The sequence below is a fragment of the Paraburkholderia sp. PGU19 genome (assembly GCF_013426915.1).
Classification (GTDB): domain Bacteria; phylum Pseudomonadota; class Gammaproteobacteria; order Burkholderiales; family Burkholderiaceae; genus Paraburkholderia.
The window spans coordinates 835,765-857,612 of the sequence record NZ_AP023182.1 but is presented as its reverse complement, the minus strand read 5'-3'; the positions used below and the strand labels follow the sequence as shown (position 1 = coordinate 857,612).

22 protein-coding genes and 3 pseudogenes are annotated in these 21,848 nt (G+C 58.4%); 10 read left to right on the top strand and 15 right to left on the bottom strand.

What is annotated here, in order from left to right; all coding sequences use genetic code 11:
• Positions 1-77: 77 nt before the first annotated feature.
• Positions 78-515 carry an SET domain-containing protein-lysine N-methyltransferase gene (locus tag H1204_RS44315; protein ID WP_180735329.1) on the top strand — a complete coding sequence of 146 codons (438 nt, stop codon included), beginning with the start codon at positions 78-80 and terminating at the stop codon, positions 513-515.
• Positions 516-1,092: 577 nt separating this feature from the next.
• Here H1204_RS44315 and H1204_RS44305 read toward each other — a convergent pair.
• Positions 1,093-2,121: pseudogene (locus H1204_RS44305) on the bottom strand (IS91 family transposase); the annotation flags it as partial.
• A 160-nt stretch (positions 2,122-2,281) separates the two neighbouring features.
• On the opposite strand from H1204_RS44305, the gene H1204_RS44300 reads away from it, so the two are divergent.
• The 3 genes from H1204_RS44300 to H1204_RS44290 are packed head-to-tail and all read left to right on the top strand — an operon-like array spanning position 2,282 to position 5,420.
• The gene (locus tag H1204_RS44300) at positions 2,282-3,529 is read left to right on the top strand and encodes a site-specific integrase (RefSeq protein ID WP_243469008.1); all 1,248 of its coding nucleotides are present in this window, start codon (positions 2,282-2,284) and stop codon (positions 3,527-3,529) included.
• Complete coding sequence (locus H1204_RS44295) at positions 3,526-4,434, top strand: tyrosine-type recombinase/integrase (RefSeq protein WP_180735328.1); 909 nt, start codon at positions 3,526-3,528, stop codon at positions 4,432-4,434. The genes H1204_RS44300 and H1204_RS44295 overlap by 4 nt, the downstream gene beginning before the upstream one ends.
• Positions 4,431-5,420 (top strand): tyrosine-type recombinase/integrase, encoded by a 990-nt coding sequence (locus H1204_RS44290; protein ID WP_180735327.1) that lies wholly within the window; start codon positions 4,431-4,433, stop codon positions 5,418-5,420. The genes H1204_RS44295 and H1204_RS44290 overlap by 4 nt, the downstream gene beginning before the upstream one ends.
• Positions 5,421-5,501: 81 nt before the next feature.
• On the opposite strand, the pseudogene H1204_RS44285 reads toward H1204_RS44290, so the two are convergent.
• The 6 genes and pseudogenes from H1204_RS44285 to H1204_RS44260 all read right to left on the bottom strand — a co-directional run.
• Positions 5,502-5,696: pseudogene (locus tag H1204_RS44285) on the bottom strand (transposase zinc-binding domain-containing protein); the annotation flags it as partial.
• Positions 5,697-5,704: 8 nt separating this feature from the next.
• A pseudogene (locus H1204_RS44280) lies at positions 5,705-6,582 on the bottom strand (site-specific integrase).
• A gap of 723 nt (positions 6,583-7,305) precedes the next feature.
• The gene (locus H1204_RS44275; RefSeq protein WP_180735326.1) at positions 7,306-7,545 is read right to left on the bottom strand and encodes a hypothetical protein; all 240 of its coding nucleotides are present in this window, start codon (positions 7,543-7,545) and stop codon (positions 7,306-7,308) included.
• A 119-nt stretch (positions 7,546-7,664) separates the two neighbouring features.
• The gene (locus tag H1204_RS44270) at positions 7,665-8,099 is read right to left on the bottom strand and encodes a DUF3331 domain-containing protein (RefSeq protein WP_180735325.1); all 435 of its coding nucleotides are present in this window, start codon (positions 8,097-8,099) and stop codon (positions 7,665-7,667) included.
• A gap of 922 nt (positions 8,100-9,021) precedes the next feature.
• Positions 9,022-10,005, bottom strand: coding sequence for a helix-turn-helix domain-containing protein (locus H1204_RS44265; RefSeq protein WP_180735324.1), 984 nt, complete (start codon positions 10,003-10,005; stop codon positions 9,022-9,024).
• A gap of 92 nt (positions 10,006-10,097) precedes the next feature.
• On the bottom strand, positions 10,098-10,823 hold the full coding sequence (locus tag H1204_RS44260) for a MipA/OmpV family protein (RefSeq protein ID WP_180735323.1): 726 nt from the start codon (positions 10,821-10,823) through the stop codon (positions 10,098-10,100).
• Positions 10,824-11,316: 493 nt separating this feature from the next.
• Here H1204_RS44260 and H1204_RS44255 point away from each other — a divergent pair, with 493 nt between their 5' ends.
• The gene (locus H1204_RS44255) at positions 11,317-12,063 is read left to right on the top strand and encodes a response regulator transcription factor (RefSeq protein WP_180735322.1); all 747 of its coding nucleotides are present in this window, start codon (positions 11,317-11,319) and stop codon (positions 12,061-12,063) included.
• 1 nt (position 12,064) lies between these two features.
• Positions 12,065-13,351: an ATP-binding protein gene (locus tag H1204_RS44250; protein ID WP_180735321.1), complete on the top strand. Its 1,287-nt coding sequence runs from the start codon at positions 12,065-12,067 to the stop codon at positions 13,349-13,351.
• Here the strand turns inward: H1204_RS44250 and H1204_RS44245 are convergent.
• Positions 13,334-13,561 (bottom strand): hypothetical protein, encoded by a 228-nt coding sequence (locus tag H1204_RS44245; protein ID WP_180735320.1) that lies wholly within the window; start codon positions 13,559-13,561, stop codon positions 13,334-13,336. The genes H1204_RS44250 and H1204_RS44245 overlap by 18 nt on opposite strands.
• Here H1204_RS44245 and H1204_RS44240 point away from each other — a divergent pair.
• Positions 13,548-13,829 carry a hypothetical protein gene (locus tag H1204_RS44240; protein ID WP_180735319.1) on the top strand — a complete coding sequence of 94 codons (282 nt, stop codon included), beginning with the start codon at positions 13,548-13,550 and terminating at the stop codon, positions 13,827-13,829. The genes H1204_RS44245 and H1204_RS44240 overlap by 14 nt on opposite strands.
• A gap of 565 nt (positions 13,830-14,394) precedes the next feature.
• Here H1204_RS44240 and H1204_RS44235 read toward each other — a convergent pair.
• From H1204_RS44235 to H1204_RS44215, 5 genes are read right to left on the bottom strand one after another with little or no spacing between them, the layout of a single operon-like run.
• Positions 14,395-15,081 carry a M24 family metallopeptidase gene (locus H1204_RS44235; protein WP_180735318.1) on the bottom strand — a complete coding sequence of 229 codons (687 nt, stop codon included), beginning with the start codon at positions 15,079-15,081 and terminating at the stop codon, positions 14,395-14,397.
• A 48-nt stretch (positions 15,082-15,129) separates the two neighbouring features.
• A complete protein-coding gene (locus tag H1204_RS44230; protein ID WP_180735317.1) occupies positions 15,130-15,912 on the bottom strand; it encodes an alpha/beta hydrolase in 783 nt (260 codons plus the stop codon).
• Between the two features lie 15 nt (positions 15,913-15,927).
• On the bottom strand, positions 15,928-16,623 hold the full coding sequence (locus H1204_RS44225; protein WP_180735316.1) for an alpha/beta hydrolase: 696 nt from the start codon (positions 16,621-16,623) through the stop codon (positions 15,928-15,930).
• Positions 16,623-16,931, bottom strand: a complete 309-nt coding sequence (locus H1204_RS44220) for a hypothetical protein (RefSeq protein WP_180735315.1) — start codon at positions 16,929-16,931, stop codon at positions 16,623-16,625. Before H1204_RS44220 ends, H1204_RS44225 begins: the two co-directional genes overlap by 1 nt.
• Positions 16,928-17,200 carry a hypothetical protein gene (locus H1204_RS44215; RefSeq protein ID WP_180735314.1) on the bottom strand — a complete coding sequence of 91 codons (273 nt, stop codon included), beginning with the start codon at positions 17,198-17,200 and terminating at the stop codon, positions 16,928-16,930. Before H1204_RS44215 ends, H1204_RS44220 begins: the two co-directional genes overlap by 4 nt.
• Before the next feature lie 343 nt (positions 17,201-17,543).
• On the opposite strand from H1204_RS44215, the gene H1204_RS44210 reads away from it, so the two are divergent.
• The 3 genes from H1204_RS44210 (at position 17,544) to H1204_RS44200 (ending at position 19,882) form a co-directional block, all read left to right on the top strand.
• Positions 17,544-18,410, top strand: coding sequence for a helix-turn-helix domain-containing protein (locus tag H1204_RS44210; protein ID WP_180735313.1), 867 nt, complete (start codon positions 17,544-17,546; stop codon positions 18,408-18,410).
• A 178-nt stretch (positions 18,411-18,588) separates the two neighbouring features.
• Positions 18,589-19,578, top strand: coding sequence for an SLAC1 anion channel family protein (locus H1204_RS44205; RefSeq protein WP_180735312.1), 990 nt, complete (start codon positions 18,589-18,591; stop codon positions 19,576-19,578).
• Between the two features lie 16 nt (positions 19,579-19,594).
• Positions 19,595-19,882 carry a hypothetical protein gene (locus tag H1204_RS44200; RefSeq protein WP_180735310.1) on the top strand — a complete coding sequence of 96 codons (288 nt, stop codon included), beginning with the start codon at positions 19,595-19,597 and terminating at the stop codon, positions 19,880-19,882.
• 165 nt (positions 19,883-20,047) lie between these two features.
• On the opposite strand, the gene H1204_RS44195 is transcribed toward H1204_RS44200, so the two are convergent.
• Together H1204_RS44195 and H1204_RS44190 are read right to left on the bottom strand one after the other, a co-directional pair.
• Positions 20,048-21,232 carry a cyclopropane-fatty-acyl-phospholipid synthase family protein gene (locus tag H1204_RS44195; RefSeq protein WP_274608292.1) on the bottom strand — a complete coding sequence of 395 codons (1,185 nt, stop codon included), beginning with the start codon at positions 21,230-21,232 and terminating at the stop codon, positions 20,048-20,050.
• A gap of 107 nt (positions 21,233-21,339) precedes the next feature.
• Complete coding sequence (locus tag H1204_RS44190; RefSeq protein ID WP_028367987.1) at positions 21,340-21,654, bottom strand: SMR family transporter; 315 nt, start codon at positions 21,652-21,654, stop codon at positions 21,340-21,342.
• Positions 21,655-21,848: the final 194 nt, after the last annotated feature.

Genomic DNA, 21,848 nt, shown 5'->3' with positions numbered 1-21,848 from the left:
ATGCCCGACGGCAGCGATATGCTTCGCACCTTAACGGGAATGACGAAGACAGAGACGTATCGAAGGGAAACATAACCATGCGACTGCGACGTATAACCGCGCGACGTTCCTCCGTGCATGGCCAGGGACTGTTTGCGCTTCAGCCAATCGCCGCAGGCGAACGGCTCATCGAGTACAAGGGTGAAGTGATCAGCTGGCGGCGGGCAGCGGCACGCCAGCGGTCGGAGGCCGGCCATACGTTCGTGTTCGGTCTGTCTGACGGCCGCGTCATCGATGGCAGTCGCGGCGGGAACAGCGCCCGTTTCCTGAACCATGCATGCGCGCCCAACTGCGAGGCGATCGAGACGGGCGATCGCGTCTTCATCCACGCACTCACCAACATCAGCCCTGACGAAGAACTTTATATCGACTACGGTCTCGCGATCGACGGCGAGATAACCGACGACATCCGTGCCCAGTACGCGTGTCATTGCGGCCATTCCGCCTGCCGCGGATCAATGCTTGGCAGTGCATGACCGCGACGTAAAGGCGGCATTGCCCACGCGCACAGGGCTGAGTGCATGACGATAGCTGGCTTTTGCATGCCTGCGATATCTGTTTGCATCCTGCCGGCGCAACGCTGGGCAGGTACCGTGGTTGTCGTCAGGTTTGCAACGGTCGGTATGGGGCGTCGACCGGCCGCTCAGTATCTCCGCTCAATGACAAGACGTCGGCCTTATGTAAAGCTTCGCATAATGCCGAGATTTTTTTGGTTGGCGGTCGCGGCAACCAGCGCATCACCATGTCGTCGGACCTGATCCGCGACCGGTAATCAAAAAAATGTTTGTGCTGAACCGCTCCACAGGCGGTGGCCGCTATGGGCATTGAATGACCGCCGCGGTAATTTGTGATGTCTTGCAGGGGCGATCAGACCGGGACTTCCGGCGGGAGTGGGAAGCATCACCTGTAAAGGAAGCGGGAATGTGCGCGTGAACCGGCAGATCACCCGCCGTTCTGGAGTACGCTGGTGCGCCAGTGGGTCGAAGGCACGAGTGCAGCCGCGTTGGCCTCGTCAGGAAAGGCGAACGTGTACGGAAACAGGTGCGGTGGCAACTAGCGCGCATGGGTGGCACGTGGCGGGGCTCGTGGAAGGGTGCCGGGCATGTCTTCGATGCGGAGCATGTGTCCCTTGCCACATACGGGGCAGTCACGCAGTGACTTGCCGGTGAGTCGCTGGTAGCGGTCACGGTAGTCTTCCCCGGGCTCGGCTGCGGCAGCGGCGGGAGCCTCGACACCGAGCAGTTGCCTGCAGGTGGCGAGCCTGTCGGCACGGTGGCAGTTGGCGAGCCACCCGTAGCTGCGAATGCGCTTGAAGCCGTCAGGCAGCACATGCAGCAGGAAGCGACGGATGAACTCGTCGGCCGTGAGCGTCATGGTTCTTTGTCTGGACTCGTGCCGGTAGTCCTTCCAGCGGAACTGCACGGTGTGCCCGTCGAAGGCGAGCAACCGGTTGTTGGAGATGGCGACGCGGTGGGTGTAGCGGCCCAGGTAATCGAGCACGTGTTCGGCACCGCCAAAGGGTGGCTTGGCGTAGACCACCCACTCCGCCCGTGCCGCGGATGCAAGCCAGGCCGCGAACGCCCGGGCATCACGCAGCGGCTCGAGCTGGCCATGGAAGCGCAACGTGCCGGCGTCGAATGCGCGGCGCAGCTGCTGTGTAAAGAGCCGTCGGAAGAGCCGTGACAGGACCCGCACCGGCAGGAAGAAGCCGGGACGGCAGGCGATCCAGTGCTCGCCATCCGGGGCGATGCCGCCGCCCGGCACAACGCAATGCACGTGCGGATGATGCAGCAGATTCTGCCCCCACGTGTGCAGGATCGTGATGAAGCCGATTTCGGCACCGAGATGTCTGGGGTCGGCGGCGATCGTGCGCAGCGTCTCGGCGCTGGCGCGAAACAGCATGTCGTAGAGCACGCGTTTGTTCTGGTACGCGAGAGCCGCGATGGGTTCGGGAAGCGTGAAGACGACATGGAAGTACTCGGTCTCGGGAAGCAGCTCGGCCTGCCGGCGTTCAAGCCATTGCGCGCGGGCGAGCGACTGGCACTTCGGGCAATGTCTATTGCGGCACGTAATGGAGTGCACTCCATTACGTGCCTTATGGGGAGTCCTGGCTAACAGCGAGTCCGAAAGCATGTTCGGAGCCTCAGACCGAACAATTCTGTGTTTTTACTCCCCATTAAAACGCGCCCCTCCGTTGCTATCGTGGTCTGGCTTTCACGGGCAATCATCACTGGAGGACGTGATGCTAGACACATACCTGGTAGCACCCAAGACTTTGAGGCGCCTGCGTACGGGACCGGCCGGCGCCTTCATTGACGGCTTTGCTGATGCGTTGGAGCGGGACGGATATTCAGCGGCCAGCGCCCAGCGGTACATACGTGCCGCCGATCATCTGGGCCGCTTCATGCAGATGAGTAGCCGACCTCTGGCTGAGGTAGGTCCGCAGATGTTGGAAATCTTCCGTCGACATCTTCCGACGTGCAGTTGTCCAGATGCAAAGGGAGGCAAAGCAAACCACCACGTTTACTTCGGAGCGAAGTGCTTTCGTGAGTACCTGATCGGGATCGGTGTCTGTCAGGCAGGGAAACCTGCAACGGCCGAGATTTGCGAACCCAACATCATCAGCGGCTTCCGGCAGTGGATGCAAAGGCACCGGGGCGCAAAGCCGGCGACACTTCGGCTGTACTGTCGCGATGCCACGACAATGCTCGAGTTACTTGGGCACGATGTCGGGGGATGGGATCCGAAGCGCGTGCGGACGTTCCTGCTGGACAGTGTTGGCAAGTGCAGTGTCAGTACGGCCGAAAAGCGGGTCACCAGCGCGCGGGCCTTCCTGCGTTATCTGGGTGTTCACGGCCTGTGTCGAGCCGGTCTCGACCAAGCGGTTCCCGCACTAGCGCACTGGCGCCTGTCGACACTCCCGCAGTGTCTTGCGCCTGACGATGTTGACCGTCTGATAGCCGCTTGCGATGGCCATTCACTTCGAACACTTCGCGACCGCGCGATCATTCTGTTGCTCGTGCGACTCGGGTTGCGTGCGGGCGACCTCGCAAACCTTCAAATGAGAGACATTGAGTGGGAAACCGGGACGCTGCGGGTCTCGGGTAAGGGTCGTTATGAAGTTAGACTCCCGCTGCCCCAAGACGCTGGTGAGGCACTCCTGCGCTATCTCGAATCCCGATCCCGAGTGACAGGAGATGGCCGCGTCTTCGTACGCAACATTGCCCCCTTCAGGCCGTTTGTTTCGGGCGATGGCATTTCCTCGGTAGTGAAACGCGCGCTCAAGCGGGCCAAGGTGAGTTCACCCGCCAAGGGCGCACATCTGCTGCGACACACAGCGGCGACCGAGATGTTGCGTCATGGTCTTCCCCTCGACCAGATCGGCATGATTCTCAGGCACCGCGGTATCGACACGACGGCCTATTACGCCAGGATTGACTTTGCACTTCTAAGGCGAATCGCCCAGCCGTGGCCGGAGGTGATGAAATGATGTCCGCCGTGGAGTCCTATCTCGCTGCTTGTCGTGTCGCGGGATTCAAGATGTCGAACGTGGAATATCTGTTGCGTAGCTTCGCGCGCTTTGCAGCCAATCGCGGTGAAACGCACGTCCGCGCACAGACTGCTATCGACTGGGCAACTGAGGCTGCGTCGGTAGCCCAGCGTGACGCGCGGCTGAGGACCGTATGCAGATTCGCGCGGTACCTGTCCATCGAGGATCAGAACCATGAGTTGCCGCCTGCGCGGTACTTCGCCTACCGAAAGATACGGCGGGCTCCGTACATTTATACACGGACCGACATTGAACGACTGATCGACGCTGCGCTGAAACTCGAGCCCACCAATGCCTTGCGCCCACAGACATATGCTGCGTTGATCGCTCTGCTGTCCGCCACTGGTCTGCGCGTATCGGAAGCCCTGAATCTACGGTCTGCCGACATTACGCCGGAGGGGCTCGTCATTCGAAAGAGCAAATTCCAGAAGAGTCGTCTGGTTCCTCTGCACGATACGGCGACGGAGGGTCTGCACAAGTATCTTACGATGCGGCGACTGGCACATCCGGGCGATGACCATGTGTTTGTTGATGACGACGGTCATCCACTCAGGTACACCATTGCCTACTGGACGTTCCGGAAGCTGCTGAAACTGGCTTGCATTGGCCCTTCCTACAACGGTCAGAGCCCACGGTTGCATGGGCTCAGGCACACGTTCGCCATTCGTGCACTCGAAGCGAGCCCTGAAGGCCGGGACCGCGTCGGGCAGCACATGCTGGCCCTTGCGACGTACTTGGGGCACGCCAACATCAAGGACACCTACTGGTACCTCGAAGCCACTCCGGAGCTCTTGCGCGATATTGCGGCCACCGCCGAGGACTTCCTCATCGGAGAACAGAAATGACTCCATTAGCTCCCCACGTCTCGGCATTCCTTCGCGAGACCCTCGCACATCAGAGAGGTGCCAGTCAACACACCTGCGACTCTTATGCCTCCAGCTTCCAGCTCCTGTTCGAGTTTGCCGCGGAACGGCTTAAGGTGTCTCCCTCGTCACTCGCGCTGGAGCAGCTCGACGCCGGAATGATCAGTGCGTTTCTCGAGTATCTTGAAGATGAACGAAAAAACTCACCGGAGACCCGCAATGTGCGACTGGCAGCAATCAGGTCATTCTTCCACTTCCTCGAGTATCGCGAGCCCATCGTGCTCGAGCAGATAAGGCGTGTTCTTTGCATTCCATACAAGAAGACGGACTCGAGGCTGGTACCATACCTGTTAGAAAAGGAAGTCCGGGCTTTGCTCGATGCACCAGACCCGACAACACGTGAGGGAATCCGGGATCGGGCAATGCTGCATCTGGCTATCTGCGGTGGTCTGCGCGTTTCAGAATTGACGGGGTTGCAGATGACGGATATTGCACTGACGTCGATGAGCATCCGCGTTCATGGTAAGGGACGGCGTGAGCGTGCGCTCCCCCTCTGGAAGGCGACCGCCAATGCGTTACGTGCGTGGATCGCGGTACGGGGAACGGCCCGAGTACCGGAGTTGTTCATCAATGCGCGGGGTGAGGCGATGAGCCGGTGGGGGTTTGCCTATGTCCTCAAACATCACGTTGAGGCGGCGAGCCAGAAGTGCCCTTCGTTGTTACAGAAACGTGTTTCGCCGCACGTCTTGAGGCATACGTGCGCAATGATAGTACTGCAGAGCACGAACGATATCCGAAAAGTGTCTCTCTGGCTCGGACATAGCGATCTGGCTACTACTGAAATCTACACCCGTGCCGACCCTACCGAGAAGCTAGAAGCCCTCAACGCAATCGTTCCTCCGGAACTGCGCAGGGGCTCGTTCAGGCCATCCGACAAGGTCATCGCCATGCTCAAGGCGAAGCTTTAATGGAGAGTTGCAGGAGCGCGAACTCCTCGGTTCGCGCTCGCTCGACACTTCTACTCCCCATACGAAACGACTCCCCATAAGGCACGAGTCGTAGGCGATGCGCTGATGGCCGCACGCGTCGCACCGCTCGACATGCCCGCCAAGCGCGGCGGTACGACAAAGCTCGATCGCACTCATCACCCGCCGCTGGACACGAGTGAGCCCCTCGGCATGGGTTTGCCGATACTGTGGACCACAGCGGCGAAGGATGTCCGCCACCTCGAGCGCCGGGCGCATCGCCGGCTTCAGAAGTACTCGGGCGCAGGTGGCGGCGATGGAATCGGTGCGGGGTGCGGCAGCAGATCGAAGGGACTCGCTGTGGCACACACGGTGCTGGTCGCGATTCTCAAGTAGCGCGAAGTAGTCGCGAGGGACCTATGGCCCATGAGCAGCTGGATCCTGCGCACATCGGTACCGGCTTCCAGCAGATGCGTGGCGAACGCATGTCTCAAGGAATGCGGTGTTATCGGCTTCCGGATGCCACATCGTTGGCGTGCGAGAGCGCAGATTCGCGAGACGGCGCCCCGCGTGATGGGGTGTCCGGGAATATCACCGGGAAACAGCCAGCCGCGGGGTGAGCGTCTTGCCAGTACGTTCTGAGGATCTCGAGCAGACGCGGCGAGAGCATTACGTAGCGATCCTTGCGGTTCTTGCCCTGGTTCACACGGATGACCATGCGCTTGCTGTCGATGTCCGTGACCTTCAGGTGGACGACTTCCGACACGCGCAGGCCGGCTGCGTAGGCAACCATCAGGATGGTCCGATGCTTCAGGCTGGGGATCGAGTCGAAGAAGGTGGTGATCTCCTCCAGGCTGAGGACAACCGGCAGGCGGACCGGCTTTCTGGGCAATGGGAAATCCTCGTCACTCCAGTCACGTTTAAGCGTCACGCGATAGAGAAAGCGCAGTGCACCGATCGCCGGGCTGAGACTGGCCGGTGCCAGCTTGCGCTCTTCGCGAAGATAGATGAACCAGGCCCGGATCTCCTCGGGACCCAGCAGTTCGGGCGAACGGCGGAAGTGTCGGGCGAAACTGGATACCTGAATCAGATAGGACTTCTGGGTATTCTCTGCAAGGTTACGGATCTGCATGTCATGCAGCATGCGTTGGCGCAGTGGCGTCATGGCGAGCCTCCTGGAAGCAGTGGGTGGAATGCCCAACCGGGCGTTCACATACTGCTCCTGGCGATACCGGTCACCGCTTCGCCGGGGTTCAGCGCCAGACGACCCACTTCATGAAACGTCAGCCGTAGACCTGTGCCAACCTCCCACTACCGCGTCAGCGGTTTAGTACAATGCAGATTATGCCAAGTCGCTGATTATGGAAAGCGGTATGAGAAATCTGCCGCAGAGGTTCACGGGGCGTGGCAAGGCGGATAGTGTCGGTAGCTCGCGCTGAGCATAATTTCTGCGATTTCCTGGTGAACTCAATGCGTCCCGGGGGCCGCTTGCGAGTTCACCACCGGCGTTGGTGGAGAAGATCCGTTTCCGTGAGCGCCGATTAATTTCGCTACTTGGAAATCGGTTGCGTGCATGTACTAGCGCAGGCAGGAGGGAACCGACACAGTCCGAATAGCTTTGTGGGCGTGCATCGACCGGCAGAGATACTGGCCGCTGAATAATTGAACGCGGGCGGCTCAAGCTTGTGGGTTAGCTCGACGGAAATCGCACCCGCTCCGACGTGTGCACGCTTGCAACATACATGCAGAAGGCGTGGTACGGCGTCTAATGGACGCATAGCCCGCTCGGCTCCACGCTGAGAACACTGAAATTATGCAAATCTCACGGACATACATCACGCATGACGGCATGCTGTTTCCGTCGATTTCAGCAGACTACTTTCCATAATCAACGACCTGGCATAATCGGCCATTGCCGACACTCGGGAAGCTGAATCTGTGAGGCCGTTATGCGCCTCTTTCCGGTCATTGGCAGCGCAGAGATCATTGAATTTTTCAGATGAGACTCAAAGGAAATTTGCCACGACTCGTTTGGCGCAATTTCAAGCGTGATTGGCACAACTACAGTGAAGTCACTTAAACCCCAGACCGAAAAATGCAACATATCGGGCACGGCAATCATGCTCACCCCGGTCCTTCAGCTCCGACAATAGTAAGCCTCATATTGCCGATCTGGGGAGGTCTATCATGACTGTGGAGCCTCTTGTGATCCCGAAGTGTAGCGCGCAAACGAGATTTTGATACGAATCAAGTATATTCATCCACCGACATCGCCCTCCTCGCTTCGTCGATTTCTGTCGCAAGAATCATTGCGAGTGCGTTACCAACACTGTTCTTTGGGCAGCTAGGTCGAAAGATCGGGTTTCCGCGGATCACGGGCTTGCCGCTAAGGACACATACGCCCGCGGCGGTCGCAGTGGCGCGCATCCATGTTTGCTCGCCGTAGCGGCAGCCAGTCGGACTGCTCCATTCGATCAGTACGGTTCGTTCGGAAGGAAATTCGAGCAAGCGTATTGATGCGTCTTGCGACCCGATTGGCGAGCGCCGTTCGCGGCAGGTCGCCGCCACGCTGACGCCTTCGCTGCGCGGACAATGCAGCAGAGCTCGAGCGATGAATCGCCAACGCGTGTCCTCTCCTTGGGATTCCACTACTGCCAAATCCTTCGAGTCAACGGCAAGCATGAACGAACTCACATAGAGATGAACGGAGGCGCCGTTCCCGCATGTCCGGGTCCGGCGAACATCCGTAAGGATCCGCGCGCGGTGGCGACACGCTGGCTGACGCTCCGGATCAACATGCCGCATTTCACGGTTTCCGCCCTCGGGGCTTTTACATTGGGTTCTTCTCGGTACCACACGTGCCTGATCGGTATGTCGGCAATCAACTCAAATTCCGTTCTCGCACTCAGCAAGGCATTAAGAATGCTGACAGACTCGACCGACCAGAGCGAGCATCTGAAACATTGACACACCAACAATACGATTCGCATGACGACTACCAATGCACTAACGTTGCATTGACTTCTAGTATTGACCAGCCGGTTGCGAAACCTCGAGAGCAACGATCACCACATATCTGCACGGCTATTGGATCTTTGCAAACGCAGCCTCGGCTATCGGGAATCCTTCTACGATCACCGTCTGAATCAGATCTCTCACACGAGTGTCGCTACCTATCGCAATCGCGAGCCCCAGAATACAGAGCACCGCTGCACCGCAGCTTATAGCTCGTGCGCACGGAAGCATCCGACGGCGTTTCACATGCGTACCCCGCGGCAACGTCTGCCACGTGGACATGCGATCACACACTCCTTCCCATCGTGACCGGGCGCCCATACTGTTCCTGTTCACTTCTACTGTTGCAAACCGCATCACGCAACCAGGTGAGCAAGTCCACGACCTGTCATTATTGCCGGTTGGTCAGTTCGGGTCCTTATGCACCCTGGCGATTCGACGATTCGTACTGCAAAATTTGCATTGCGCAGATCGCTGTCGAACGTCTTGGCAAGTCGCACAGGCAAGCAGTGCGGCCACTGCGAACGGATATACAAAGAAGAATGCTGTCAACATGAGTGAGTGTCCCTTGATGATATCTCACAGGAGATCAGAACCACCAGCTTTGGCGGAGCTTCGGTTGGGTGGTACAACATCGTTGTTGATATTCGATCGGTCGTATCTTTAAATGCCGCATGAACGCCCGCTGCAAATCGCTCTGGTCGCTGAATCCGCACATGTGGACGACTTCTGTCAATGATATATTTGGTTTTTCTAACATTCTGCGGGCTGCTGCGACGCGCGCTCGTTCGACAAATCTCCTCGGTGTCGTCCTCGTCTCTCCTTTGAATACCTTGGAAAATGTGTGCACGCTTATGCCGCACCTGTCCGCTAGTGCTTCAACAGACAAATCGCGCGACAGGTCGTCCAGAATCCACTCTTGAATATCCCGGATCGCTGCACGCTCTTCTGCCTGCGCGGCACGATATGTGCCGAACTGCGATTTCCTGTCGCGGCAGTTCGCCAAGATCACGAGTTGCCGTGCGACGCGATGAGCAATACCGCGACCGTGATCTTCCTCGACGAACGCGAGTGCGAGGTCCGTTTCAGCCGTGGCACCAGCCGACGTGTAGATTTGACCATCCTTGAGATTGACGTGGTCGAGTTCAACACATGTTTCAGGATATTTTCGTGCGAGCTGGAACGCTGGTGCCCCGCGGGCGGCGACCCGTCTTCCGCCAGGCAGCCCTCCGCACGCCAACAGGAGTGTGCCTGCGCATCCGGAACCCAGGCGGCGCACGCCACGAAAATGTGCACTCAGCCAGCTAATCAAGGCGCGACTTGGCTCGTCTCTCTGGAACCGTGAACCTCCGGCCAGAAGTAGCGTGTCTAGGGCAGGCATTTGGCTGTCAATCGTCAAGTCTGGGGCGATCCGCATTTCCTTCAACGCTGTCGTCACCTCCCGCGTGGGGGCGATGAGCTGCAACCTGTATGCGATGCGGCCCAGCTGACGATTCGCTGTGCAAAATACGTCAATTGGCCCCACGAGGTCAAGCAGCTGAAAGCCTGGAAGCGCCACGATCGCTACGTCCATTTCCATACTCAAATTAAAAAGTGATGTGTTCGCCTGAAGGGCGGTGTCGTGCGAGAGGACACCAACGTCTATCCCGCATGAAGCGTGATACGTTAGAAGGTGTAATTCACTGTGCCCTGGAGCAGATAGTTCGACCTGCTAGTGACGATTGGGCTCCGGAGCGCGGCGCCGGTGTACCGCATAACCTGGCCGTCTACCGTCGTAGACCAATGCGGCGAAACCTTGTGAGTCCACTCAGCACCTGTGCTGGCGGCGTATACACCGCCGCCAGTCATGTATTCCGGGAACCCGGAATGCGCACTTTGCATGGACGTCACACCGAAGAATGACTGGTTGTATTTCCCACTGCCAATGTGCACGGCCGCGTCGACTGTAATCTTGTCATATGGGGTATTGAGTACCACGGCGTCGGTCATCAGATGATAGGCAGCACCATGCTCGCGCCTCGTCAATGGAAGATCGACGGATATGTTTACGCTACCCCACTGGCCGAATCGGTAGCCGGTCGACAGGTTCGCGAGTACAGCGCCCTTGAGATCACCCATCCCCTTCAGAGAATCAGCGCCGTGGCCGAGTTTCGAGTTCCTGTCCTTGCGGCCCTCATCGTAGCTAAGCGCCGCAGTCGCGTAAAAGTTGGAAGGCAACGCCAACTCGTAGCCGATCCCGCGTGAAGAGTTGGCGAACAATCCCCACGGTCCCTTCGCGTCGAAAAGATAGGCGGGTGCGAATTGATAGGTTCTGCTTCCCATGTAACGCGGCTCAAAACTGCTGCCGACGCCTAATGTAAGCGCATACCCATCTCCAGCTCGCTCATTCATAGCGTACACGCCATTAGAGATAAACAGGATCGTACCTAAAATAACTGCGTGTCTCTTACTCATCGTCGTAGAGAGAGTTGAACTCGAACTTGAACACGACGAATGGTAGAGACGTGCGATGGACGTGTCTGTGAAAGGCTGATTGGAATGTGTGTAAATCTGTGATATCCGTCGCGATCTGGTGTCCGATCCTCTTCAGGCTCCGTCGTATCTGGTTTTCGTGGCCGCATGGCGGCCCCTTGGGCGAAGTGCGGCTTCTCTCACGCGATCTTTCAGGCCACCCAGCCGTATTGAGTTCAGTTTCCTGAGCAGCAGCGAGCGACTGAAGGCTGGTTCGCCTGTATCTGAGGGCATGCGACGCCAACTCGCCCGGCGCTGAAAGTCGCCGGACGTCGCGTAACCGGTGGTGGCGAGAAACGATACGAGGGAGTTCAGGACAAGATAGGTTAAACGTGTGCCATATCGTCCACCACGTCATCGGATGGACCATAAGATGTGCACTGGTGCCATTCTCGATGCGGAAAGACTTGTCGTGCAAAAGATTTTGCTGATCGAAGACGACGCGAAACTCGCGACGCTCATGTGTGAGTACCTCGGGCATTACGGCTTTGACGTGAGTACTGCGAGTCGCGGCGACACTGCGGTCGACAGTGTACGAAAGAATTCGCCGGATCTGGTCGTACTCGATGTCATGCTGCCGGGATTAAATGGGGTTGATGTGTGCAAGGGCATTCGCACCTTCTCGACTGTGCCAGTCTTAATACTCACAGCTCGTGGCGAATCGCATGATCAGGTCCTTGGACTGGATATAGGCGCAGATGATTATGTGGTTAAGCCGGCCGACCCGCCCGTGTTGCTGGCCCGGATTCGTGCACTGCTGCGCCGCGCAGGGGAATCCGCACAAACAGGCGCACCAACCGAATGCGATCCACTACGCTATGGCCGTCTTGCCATTTATGTACAGGATCGAAAGGTGATCTGGCGCGATCAAACGATCGACTTAACGTCGACCGAACTCAACCTTCTGTTGATCCTTGCGTCCGCTCCGGGCGTTGTGCTGAGCCGGGATGCGATCCTACAAAAGCTCAGGGGAATCGGCTTCGACGGCATTGACCGGTCGACTGATGTTGGCATTTCAAAATTGCGCAGGAAGTTCGACGACTCCGCAGGGGAACCGCGGCGTATCAAGACCGTATGGGGACGCGGTTATTTGTTTGCGCCTTCGGAGTGGGAAGATTGACATGTTTCGAATGTTGGTGAGGCTTTACGCAGTAGCGGCGCTGGTAATGGTCACCGCAGTGGTGACGATCAATAAGGCGGGCGAGTATGCATTTGCAGACAACGTCGCCGCGCAGGAGCGAGAGACATCAAAAGGCGAAGTGCAGTTGATCGCGCATGTGCTCAATTCGGTGGCTCGCTCCGAGTGGGAAAATCGGCTGCGATCTGTGGAGCGACTAACGGCCACACCAATATCCTTAGTGCCGGTTACATCGTTGAAACTTGATTCGAATGAGCAGGATCAGTTATTGCGGCACCGGATTGTTGTCGCGGTACCGGACTACACGAAATATTTGTTGCTTGCCGACGGCGAAACGGTTCTACAGGCTCGCAAGCTAGGAGTGCGCCGTGACATGCGGCTGATTACCTTTGTCGCGTGGCTCGTGCTAGCGCTGACAATGTTGCTCACGTTGATTACATGGGTACGTTTCTTGTGGAGAGACCTTGAGGTACTGAAGGACGCTGCACGAAAGTTCGGCGGCGGCGAACTGACGCAGCGTGCAGTGGTAGGGAAGCACTCGAACGTACGACAGCTCGCGGAACAGTGGAACACTATGGCAGAACGTGTTCAGCGCATGGTCGCTTACGAGCGCGAACTGCTTCACGCTGTGTCGCATGAACTGCGCACGCCGATTTCCCGGATCGGGTTCGGTCTGGCGCTGCTCGAAGAAGATTCAGGGATGAAATCTAACGGACGTCGGATCCACAGCATTGCAGCTGACCTGCGGGAACTCGATGAACTTGTCAATGAGTTACTGACCTTGGGTAGTCTCGAGCACGCCGCCTCGAGGCGTCCGCGGGTACCCGTTTCGGTTCGCGAACTGATCGACGACGCTGTGGAATCGTTCGCTGAAGAAATGCAGCAAGATCAAGTCGTGTGCGAACTGGATCTCGATCCGGCTATTCAAGTCGTCCAGATAGAACCGAAGTTGACTGCTCGAACATTGATGAATCTTGTCAAGAATGCCATGAAATACGGCCATGGACATATGCGCATCAGCACCCGGTCGGCGGAAGCCGGTACCTGGGCCATCTTTGTCGATGATGACGGTCCGGGCATACCGCAATCCGAGCGTTTGAATGTCTTTGAGCCTTTTTATCGACTCGATCAAAGCCGAACGCGCGAAACAGGAGGCTTCGGTCTCGGCTTGTCGATTGTCAGGACGGTCGTCGAAGCGCAAGGGGGTACCGTGTCTATCGACACGTCACCGCTTGGCGGTGCGCGTTTCGTACTAAAAATGCCGAAGTGACCCATCGTCATCCGGACTGATGCGACCTACCATGCGAAAAGGATCGAATTTGGAAGCACGATGCACGTCTTCACCCGATGTGCTGAGGCGGCCGTCCGATACGGAATGTTTGCCCGCAAGAAGCTTGCCATTGACGAGGATGTGCAACGTTCTCACAAAGCGCACGGTACCCGCGAAATTGAGAAGAGCGAGCAGGATGATGGCGATCACCGTCACCGATCATGATTGCACGGACATCGAGTACTTACAACGACGCACTGGTCAGCGCGTCTATTGGGAGGGTGACCGCCCACCAGCCCGCAGCGAAGAGAATGTCGCCGCTGAAAACTTTGAACGCGAGAACCACGAACATATCAAATTGGGTGAACTTTGTGTACGCGAGAAAGCCGACTTCAAGCGGGTCGATTTAAATGATAATTTAAGGGATCGTGCCGCCAGGAAGAGACTCATGATGGATCAACTACGACACGATCATTGAGAAAAACGATAGCGACTATCTCGCCCAAGGCGAGCCCGAACAGAATGACTTCGTGAGCCCCCACCATGGGCACGATCCCGCCTGCGACTGCAATATCAAGCGCGGCGGCGCCGGGAATGGGCCAGGCAGGAACCGCGTGCGGTGGATTGATCCACGAATGTTCACATGGAGTGGTTCCCGGCACCACGTGAGCCGAGCGCGGGGATTGTGTCCTGCCCCGTGTCGCACCTTTGAATTCGATTCAATGGGAGGGCTGTAGCAAGCGCATCCATTTTGCGTGCTCCTTCATAGAAAGTGAGTCTGCGAATCCCGTCTTACCCTGGTCAGCTGACTTCGACAGGCCTCCCAACGCATCTGGCTAATGCGACGGTTCAACCCTGAAACCTGTTCACACCCGCCGGCTGCACCGTATCCGATGGCTAAGGACGGCCGTGGTCGTCTGGACGAGTGGCACCAACTCCACGGAAATGTTTTCGTTCACCATCTCCAGCCGGCTGGCTCCACGGGAAAATCGTCCTTGCGTCGCATGGTGATAGGAGGCTTTACGGTACGAACCTCCTTCCCGTTAAGCATAGTAATCGTCTGGCAGTAGGAGGTCTGCGAAGAGCGCCCCAAACTTTGCGTGCGGATCGCGAATATGGCATTCGAGGACCCATCGCATGGCGGCGGGATGGCGGTCGAATTCCGCCAATGTGCCCGTATGCATCGCAGCGTGTGGATAGTCCGATATCCGGTGACCCGCAACTTCAAGGTTTAAGATCCAACCCAACTTCAATGCGGTCTCTGCGGCGTGCCGATACAGATCGGCGCCCTTGAGTCGCCTTTTCATCCACACCGCACGGATGTCATGAAACAGCGCCTTGACATCGCGAGCGCAACGCACGTGCTCAGAGTGATTGCCGACGACGAACGTCTCGCCTGCATCACCTTCCCATGGTCCATAGCGCGGGCCGATATCGATAAAAAAGATGTCGTTCTGCGCGAGCACGACGCGAGATGCGGGCTGTCCGGTCAACGTCTCCGCCGTGTTCGCGCCGAAGCGCACGATGATCGGATGCCACGTTCGCGCCATCCCGGCGTCCGCGAGGACACTCTTCGTCAGAAGAACTGCTTCATCTTCTGTCATGCCCGCTTCGATACGACCCGCGACTTCCCGAATCACCGCACGTGTCTTTCGACGCGTTTCGAGCATCCCCAGAATTGAGAAGTCACTCCCGACCCCCTCGGGGTCATAGATCTGTAAATCTTCCATTCGTGTCTCTTGTGGACTTCGACGTTCCTTGTGCGCAGAATAGCCTTATCACCAGCCCGCAAGAAATTCATGCAGCAACGTGATGTAGAGCGTCGGCTCCTCGACGTTGGGAAAATGACCTGAACGCATCATCTCGACGAATTCCACGTCGGAAATCAGGCTCGCGCACGCCTGACCGTCCTGCACGGTGTTAAGCCTGTCGTAGCGTCCGGACATGACCAGCGTATTGGCCTTTACGCGCGGCAGCGCTGGCCTCAGATCGAAGCCCGTCAACGCCGCTGCGGCCGATGCCCATTCCGGGGGCGTCAATGGAAAGCGACGCTCCTCACTGATCCACGTCGCTCGCGTTGGCTCGCTCGCGTAAGGGCCGAAGGACAGTTTCAGCAGATATTCCTGCTGCTCGTCATGTGTCATGCCATTGAATTCGTCGGCATGTTCCGCAATCAGCCGCGCCGATGACGATGTCTCGCCATGACACTTCGGCACGACGAGCACCAGGCTGTGAATGCGCGCGGGGTATTTCGCAGCGAGACCTTGCGCGACGTAACTGCCCATCGACGATCCAACGACACGAGCGTCCGTCATCCCGAGCACATCGAGGACGCCTGCGGCATCGTCGATATGGTCGTCGAGCGTATAGTGCGCAGGACGCGCCGATTCGCCATGACCTCGCGCGTCGATTGCGACCGTCGTGAAGTACGGCTTGAACGACTCGACCTCCTTCGACCACACACGTCCGCTCGCGCCCAGTCCATGAAGAAAAAGCAGCGGCGGGCCCTTCCCTTCTATCGAGACACTGAGGTCGACACCATTCACGTGCAATATCGGCATGGTTCGAGCGCTCTCTTAGGCAATCGTAGAGGCGTCGGCGGACGCCCGGTGCATGTCGATGCCGAGATGCTCGCGAAGGAACAGGGCACCTTCTTCGAGCGCAGCATTCGCTTCGTCGAGGACGGAATGCCATATGTGCCATTCATGGATCATTCGAGGCCAGATATCGAGGCGCACTCTCGCCTGCGCAGCACCCGCCTTGCCCGCGAAGCGCACCGAATCGTCGAGCAATGTCTCGTTGCCGCCGACGTGAATCAGCAACGGCGGCAAACCATCCAGGTCGCCAAACAGCGGCGACGCGAACCGCGTGGTGTCCGACTGTCCACGCAAGTAGCTTTGTGCAAAGAATGCAAGACCTTCCAGTGAAACGACGGGATCGACACTCGCCTTTGTCACGACGGATGGCCCCGACATGCTCAAATCGAGCCACGGCGAAATCAGGAACGCCGCAGACGGCAGAGCGAGACAGCGACGCTTCAGATCCAGCATCAGCGACGCGCACAGTCCTCCTCCCGCCGAATCGCCGACGAGCGCGATCGACTCTGGCGCGTATCCCTGCTGCAGCAGCCAGCACCACGCGGCAACGGTGTCATCGAAGGCGGCGGGGTAAGGATGCTCCGGCGCCCGCCGGTAATCGAGCGCATACACGTTCGCCGTCGTGCGCACGGCGATCTCGGCGATCAATGTGCGGAACGTCTCGGGCTCACCCATCACGAATCCTCCACCGTGCAGAAAGAGGATCGCCTTATCGGCCAACCCCTGTGGCGCGTTGCAATGGAGTCCCTTGAACCCGGGGAGTCGACGGTTCTGAAGCTTGCTCGAGGATTGACGGGCAGAGGTCCGTAAAGCGCCTTCAGTCCTTCGCGCAGTTGCGGCGCGGACATCTGCGCATGCGCATCCTTGCTGACGCGATCGATCTTCGAAATGACGTTGATCAACTGTGTGTTCGACATGCTCTTGCCCCAGACGGTGACAGAGATTGAATAGCGACGCCGCGAACGTTTGACCGTACGGTTCAAAGGCTCTCCGGCGAGGGACCAACATGCCACTCAGGCTCCCTGAACTCCGAAATCGGTGCATGCGGGTCGATCTCGATCACTTGCCCGCCGAACACGAGCGACGGCAAACGCGATACGTGTAGCGCTTCAGCTTCCGCTACCGCATCTCGCCGTTCCGACAGATTGACGACACGCAGCGCAAAGCGGGTCTTGTCGATCAACGTGTCCATGCTCTCGACCACTGCGACGCAGATCGAGCAGCCATCGTGATATAGCGTTATGGGAGTCACTTGCTTCTCCATCAATATAGTTCGGATATCTGCATGCTTACGACGCACTGCAAACTGACGAGCATTGTCGGCCGGCAGCGCTATGGAGTCCATGCGCGCGAGATTCGAACGCAAGCCAAAGAAGGGCATCAAACGGCCATCTCCGCACACGCATGCCGATGCTGTATCCGATGCGCTGCGCACGCGGCTTCGTTTCCGGACACAACGCGTCAACAAAGCGCCATGCCGCGATCCGGATCACACCGCAGCCATACACTCGATTGCGTTCAACGAATCGGGGGCAACGATGCATATCGGAATCCTTGTCCTGCCGCGTCACAGGGCGTCGGACCTTGTTGCGGCAATGGACACACTCAGCCTGGTCGATGAAGGCTCTCTCAACGGCGGCCACTACCGCTTCCAGCTGATCGGACTGGACTTCCCGTATGTGACGGGGAAAGCCGGCCTCGCCGTGATGGCCGATTCGACCATTGCAACCACCGCGCCCGATTTCGACACGCTGCTGATCGCGGGCGGCGAATCGGACCGGTCGCCGACCGCTGCGGCGCTCATCGAATGGATCGCCGCTGCGGGGCAAAAGGCGCGCCGCATCGGCGCAGTCGGCGAGGCGGTACCGTTGCTTGCGAGCGCGGGTCTGCTTGACGGATGCACGGTCGCGCTTCACCCTGCCGCGCTTCGACGGTTCTCGCAACGATGGCCGACTGTCATCGCGATGTCCGATCAATCCTTCATACGTGACGGCAAGGTCTTGACGGCGTTCGGCCCGGAATCCAGCGTCGAGCTTGCGCTTGAAATCGTCAGAGACGACTTCGGGCAGTTCGCCGCGTCGCAACTTGCTCAACGTCTCGACACCTGCTGTCGAACGTCAATGAAACGGGCCGCGCGACCCTGTCTTCGCATGGGCAAACGCGCCTGCATCCGCGAACTTCAGCATTACATCCTGTCGCACCCGTCGGCAGATCTTTGCGTGTCCCGTCTCGCTGCCCGCGCCGGGATGAGCGAGCGTCATTTCGCACGCGTGTTCGTCCGCGAAACGGGCACCACGCCGCTCGAATTCGTGCGCACGCAACGCGTCATGCGAGCGATGCGATTGCTCGTCCAATCCACTCACTCCATTGCGCAGATCGCCCAGTTGTGCGGCTTCAGCGGAACGCAGACGCTCAGGCGCAACGCGGCCGCCGTTCTCGGCACAACGCCGCTTGAACGCTGAGCGTTGCCCGTCTCAGGCGAACTTCAGAACGCCTCGTGACCGACTGGCCGTTCTCTGCCCTTCGATGGCCGAAATTTGATCGTTGAGCTACTTTCGGCCACGCGATTCATGAACCAGAATTTGTTCCAAGAAACCGGGCCCACGCCCGATCGGATTCACAATATTCAGGAGGTTCATCATGTCCACGCTTTCTTCCCCTGGCTCGCAAGTTGCCCGAAATAGTGCTTCCATCAAGAATCTGCCAGTGAACCTGTTTGGCTCCGTGATGGGTATCGCCGGCCTCTCCCTCGCGTGGCGGCTGGCGAGCCACGAATTCGGCGCGAGTCCCTATATATCAGGCGCAATCGGCACGCTCGCCGTTGTGGTTTTCCTGCTGCTCGGCGGCGGATACCTCGTCAAGTGGCTCAGGCATCCCGGTGCAGTGGCCGGCGAATTCCGTCACCCGATTGCAGGCAACTTTTTCGGCACGATCACGATTGCGATCCTGCTGCTGTCATCCGTCATCGCGCCCGTCAGCCTGTTGCTTTCCGAAGTGGTCTGGACGATCGGCACCATCAGCACGGTGGCGCTCTCGTTCGTGATCGCGGGCCGTTTGCTGCAGGGCAAGATCGATGCAGGCCACGCGGTTCCGGCGTGGCTGATACCGGGCGTGGCGACACTCGACATTGCCGTGGCCGGCGGCACGATGCCGATGCCGTGGGCACATGAAATCAACCTGTTCGGGCTCGCCGTTGGCGCGATGATCGCGCTGCTGTTCTTCACGATGATCATGTCGCGCCTGATCCATCACGAGCCGCTGCCCGTCGGGATGGTGCCCTCGATGGTGATTCTGATCGCGCCGTTCGAAGTCGGCTTCCTCGCGTACACGAACTTCACGCAGCACGTCGATACGTTTGCGGGCCTGCTTTTCTACTTTGGTCTGTTCGTGTTCGTGACGCTGGCGTTCAAGGTGTTCCGTAGGGGCATCCCGTTTGCGGCTGGCTGGTGGGCGATCAGCTTTCCGATGGCCGCGCTGACGAGCGCGTCGCTGAAGTACTCGATGTTCGTGCAAGCCTGGCCCGTGACGTTCATTGCGATCGCTCTGCTCACGCTTCTCACCATTGCGATCGCCGTGCTGTTCATCCGGACGCTGCACTTCCTGTTCAACGGCAAGCTTCTCGGCGCATAAGCATGGATGCTGCGGCGTGAATTTCATGCCGCAGCAGGTCTTGCGTCACACCAACCTCCACGCACCGCTATCGTCACGGGCGTGGAGGTTTTGTTTCGTCTGTGCAAAAGTGAACTGGCTGCTGCCCTTGCCCGGAAGCGAAGAGCAGAGCATCGAGCAGCGCATTCAGGAACGATTCAACGACTTCATACGGCACGACGCACGTTGCGTGGCGTCCTTCAATTCGGGACCACACCAGTTCGACATCGAAACCATCAACAACCAGTTCCACCGCGGCGATGATGAATCGCTCGTCATCGGATGACACGGGTAAGCGGAAATGAATGACGCATTCAGTCGACCGTTTCGAATGCATCAGGAGTGGGATGAACGCGGATGACAAGTCGCATCTCCCTGAATGAACGATGGATGCTACGGCAACTCACTAACCGCGTGACGCACGTCCGCACGCCACGCGTTGTGAAACGGATCAGCGGTACATGTAGCGACGCGACCAGGGAATGACGGCCGCCGGCTGCCGCGACTTCTGGCACACGATCTGGAAGATCGACACGTTGTCCACAGCGAATGCGTGCGCGCAACCCGCCAGATACACGCGCCAGATCCGGTACTTCGTTTCACCTACCATTGCGCGGATGCGCTGCGCCTGCGCTTCGAAATGCTCGGTCCAGTGCGCAAGCGTACGCACGTAGTGTCGGCGGAGGTTCTCGACGTCAAGGGGCTCCAGTCCGCCCGACTGCATCGTCTTCAGCGCCAGTGAGATGTGCGGCAGTTCTCCCGCAGGGAATACGTATTTGTCGATGAAGGTTCCGCCGCCGTGAGGAGAATCGCCGCTCTCAGCATCAGTCGACGTGATGCCGTGATTCATCGCAATGCCGTTGTCGGTCAATAGCGACTGGATACGCGAGAAGTATTCCTCGAGATTGTCTCGCCCGACATGCTCGAACATGCCGACGCTCGTGATCCGGTCGAATTTGCCCGTCACGTCCCGGTAGTCCTGAAGACGGATCTCGACGAGATCGGCGACCTGTGCTTCGCGAACCCGCTCGAGTGCAAGATCGTACTGTCGTTCGGATAGCGTAATGCCAACGCAATGCGTTCCGAAGCGCTGCGCCGCCCGGATGACCAGCGCACCCCAGCCACATCCGATATCGAGCAGTGTGTGCCCGCGCCTGAGCCTTATTTTCGACAGGATCAGGTCGATCTTCTTTTCTTGCGCTTCGTCGAGCGTTTCAAGACCATATTCGAAGTAGCCGCACGAATAGACCATCTTCCTGTCGAGCCAGAGGCGGTAGAAGTCGTTCGACACGTCGTAGTGGTATTGAATCGCCGCCTTGTCATCGCTCTTCGTATGCGCGAACTTGCGCATCAGCTTGCCCGCCAGGCTCGCGCCGCCTGTCGATGTTGCCGGCAGCGTGGCCAGCTTGTAGGCGACATCAACGATATCGGCCACCTTGCCGTCGATATCGATTGATTCCCGCACGTAGGCCTCGCCAAGCGTATCGAGGCTCGGGTCGAGAAACGCACCGATAGCGCCGATGTCATTGATGCGCAGCGATACGAGAGGTGTATCGAACGACCCGAGGTCGTGACTGATACCGTTCCATAGAGTCAAACGAACAGGAAGATCGAGCCCGTTTCGAACGCGCTCCATCCAGACCTGGAGCTTTGCGCCCAGAACCTTGTCTAGCATGTAAGAACCTGCAAAAAAATAAGACTGAACCGCCGTGGCGGATGACGACGCCAGAACGCCAGGCCGGACTACGAAGCCATTTTCAGACCGATCACGCCGACGACGATGCACCCGAGAAAGGCCATCCGGGCAGGCGACGCGGAATCGCCGAAGAGATAGACGCCAAGAATGGCCGTACCCGCTGCGCCAATGCCCGTCCACACGGCATAAGCGCTACCGATGGGCAAAGTCCGCACAGAAGCTGCCAGAAGCGTCATGCTGGCGAGCAGCGACAGCGCGGTGCCGAGCGTTGGCCAAAAGCGTGTGAATCCTGCGCAATACTTCAGACCAGTGGCGAAGAGAATCTCGAAAACGCCCGCCAGGAACACACAAAACCAAGCCACCTGATGCACCTCCCTACAAAAAAAGAACACCCAATTGCCAGATCATGGCCGTCCCATTCTGCCAACGAATGGCATCGAGGTAAGCCGTGGGAAGCCGTCAGAAACGGTCAAGTTGCGATAAGGTCAGGACACGCACGGACGGAAAGCCGCATCGGGTCACGAATGAGGCGTGATGCGAAATAACGGCCACACTC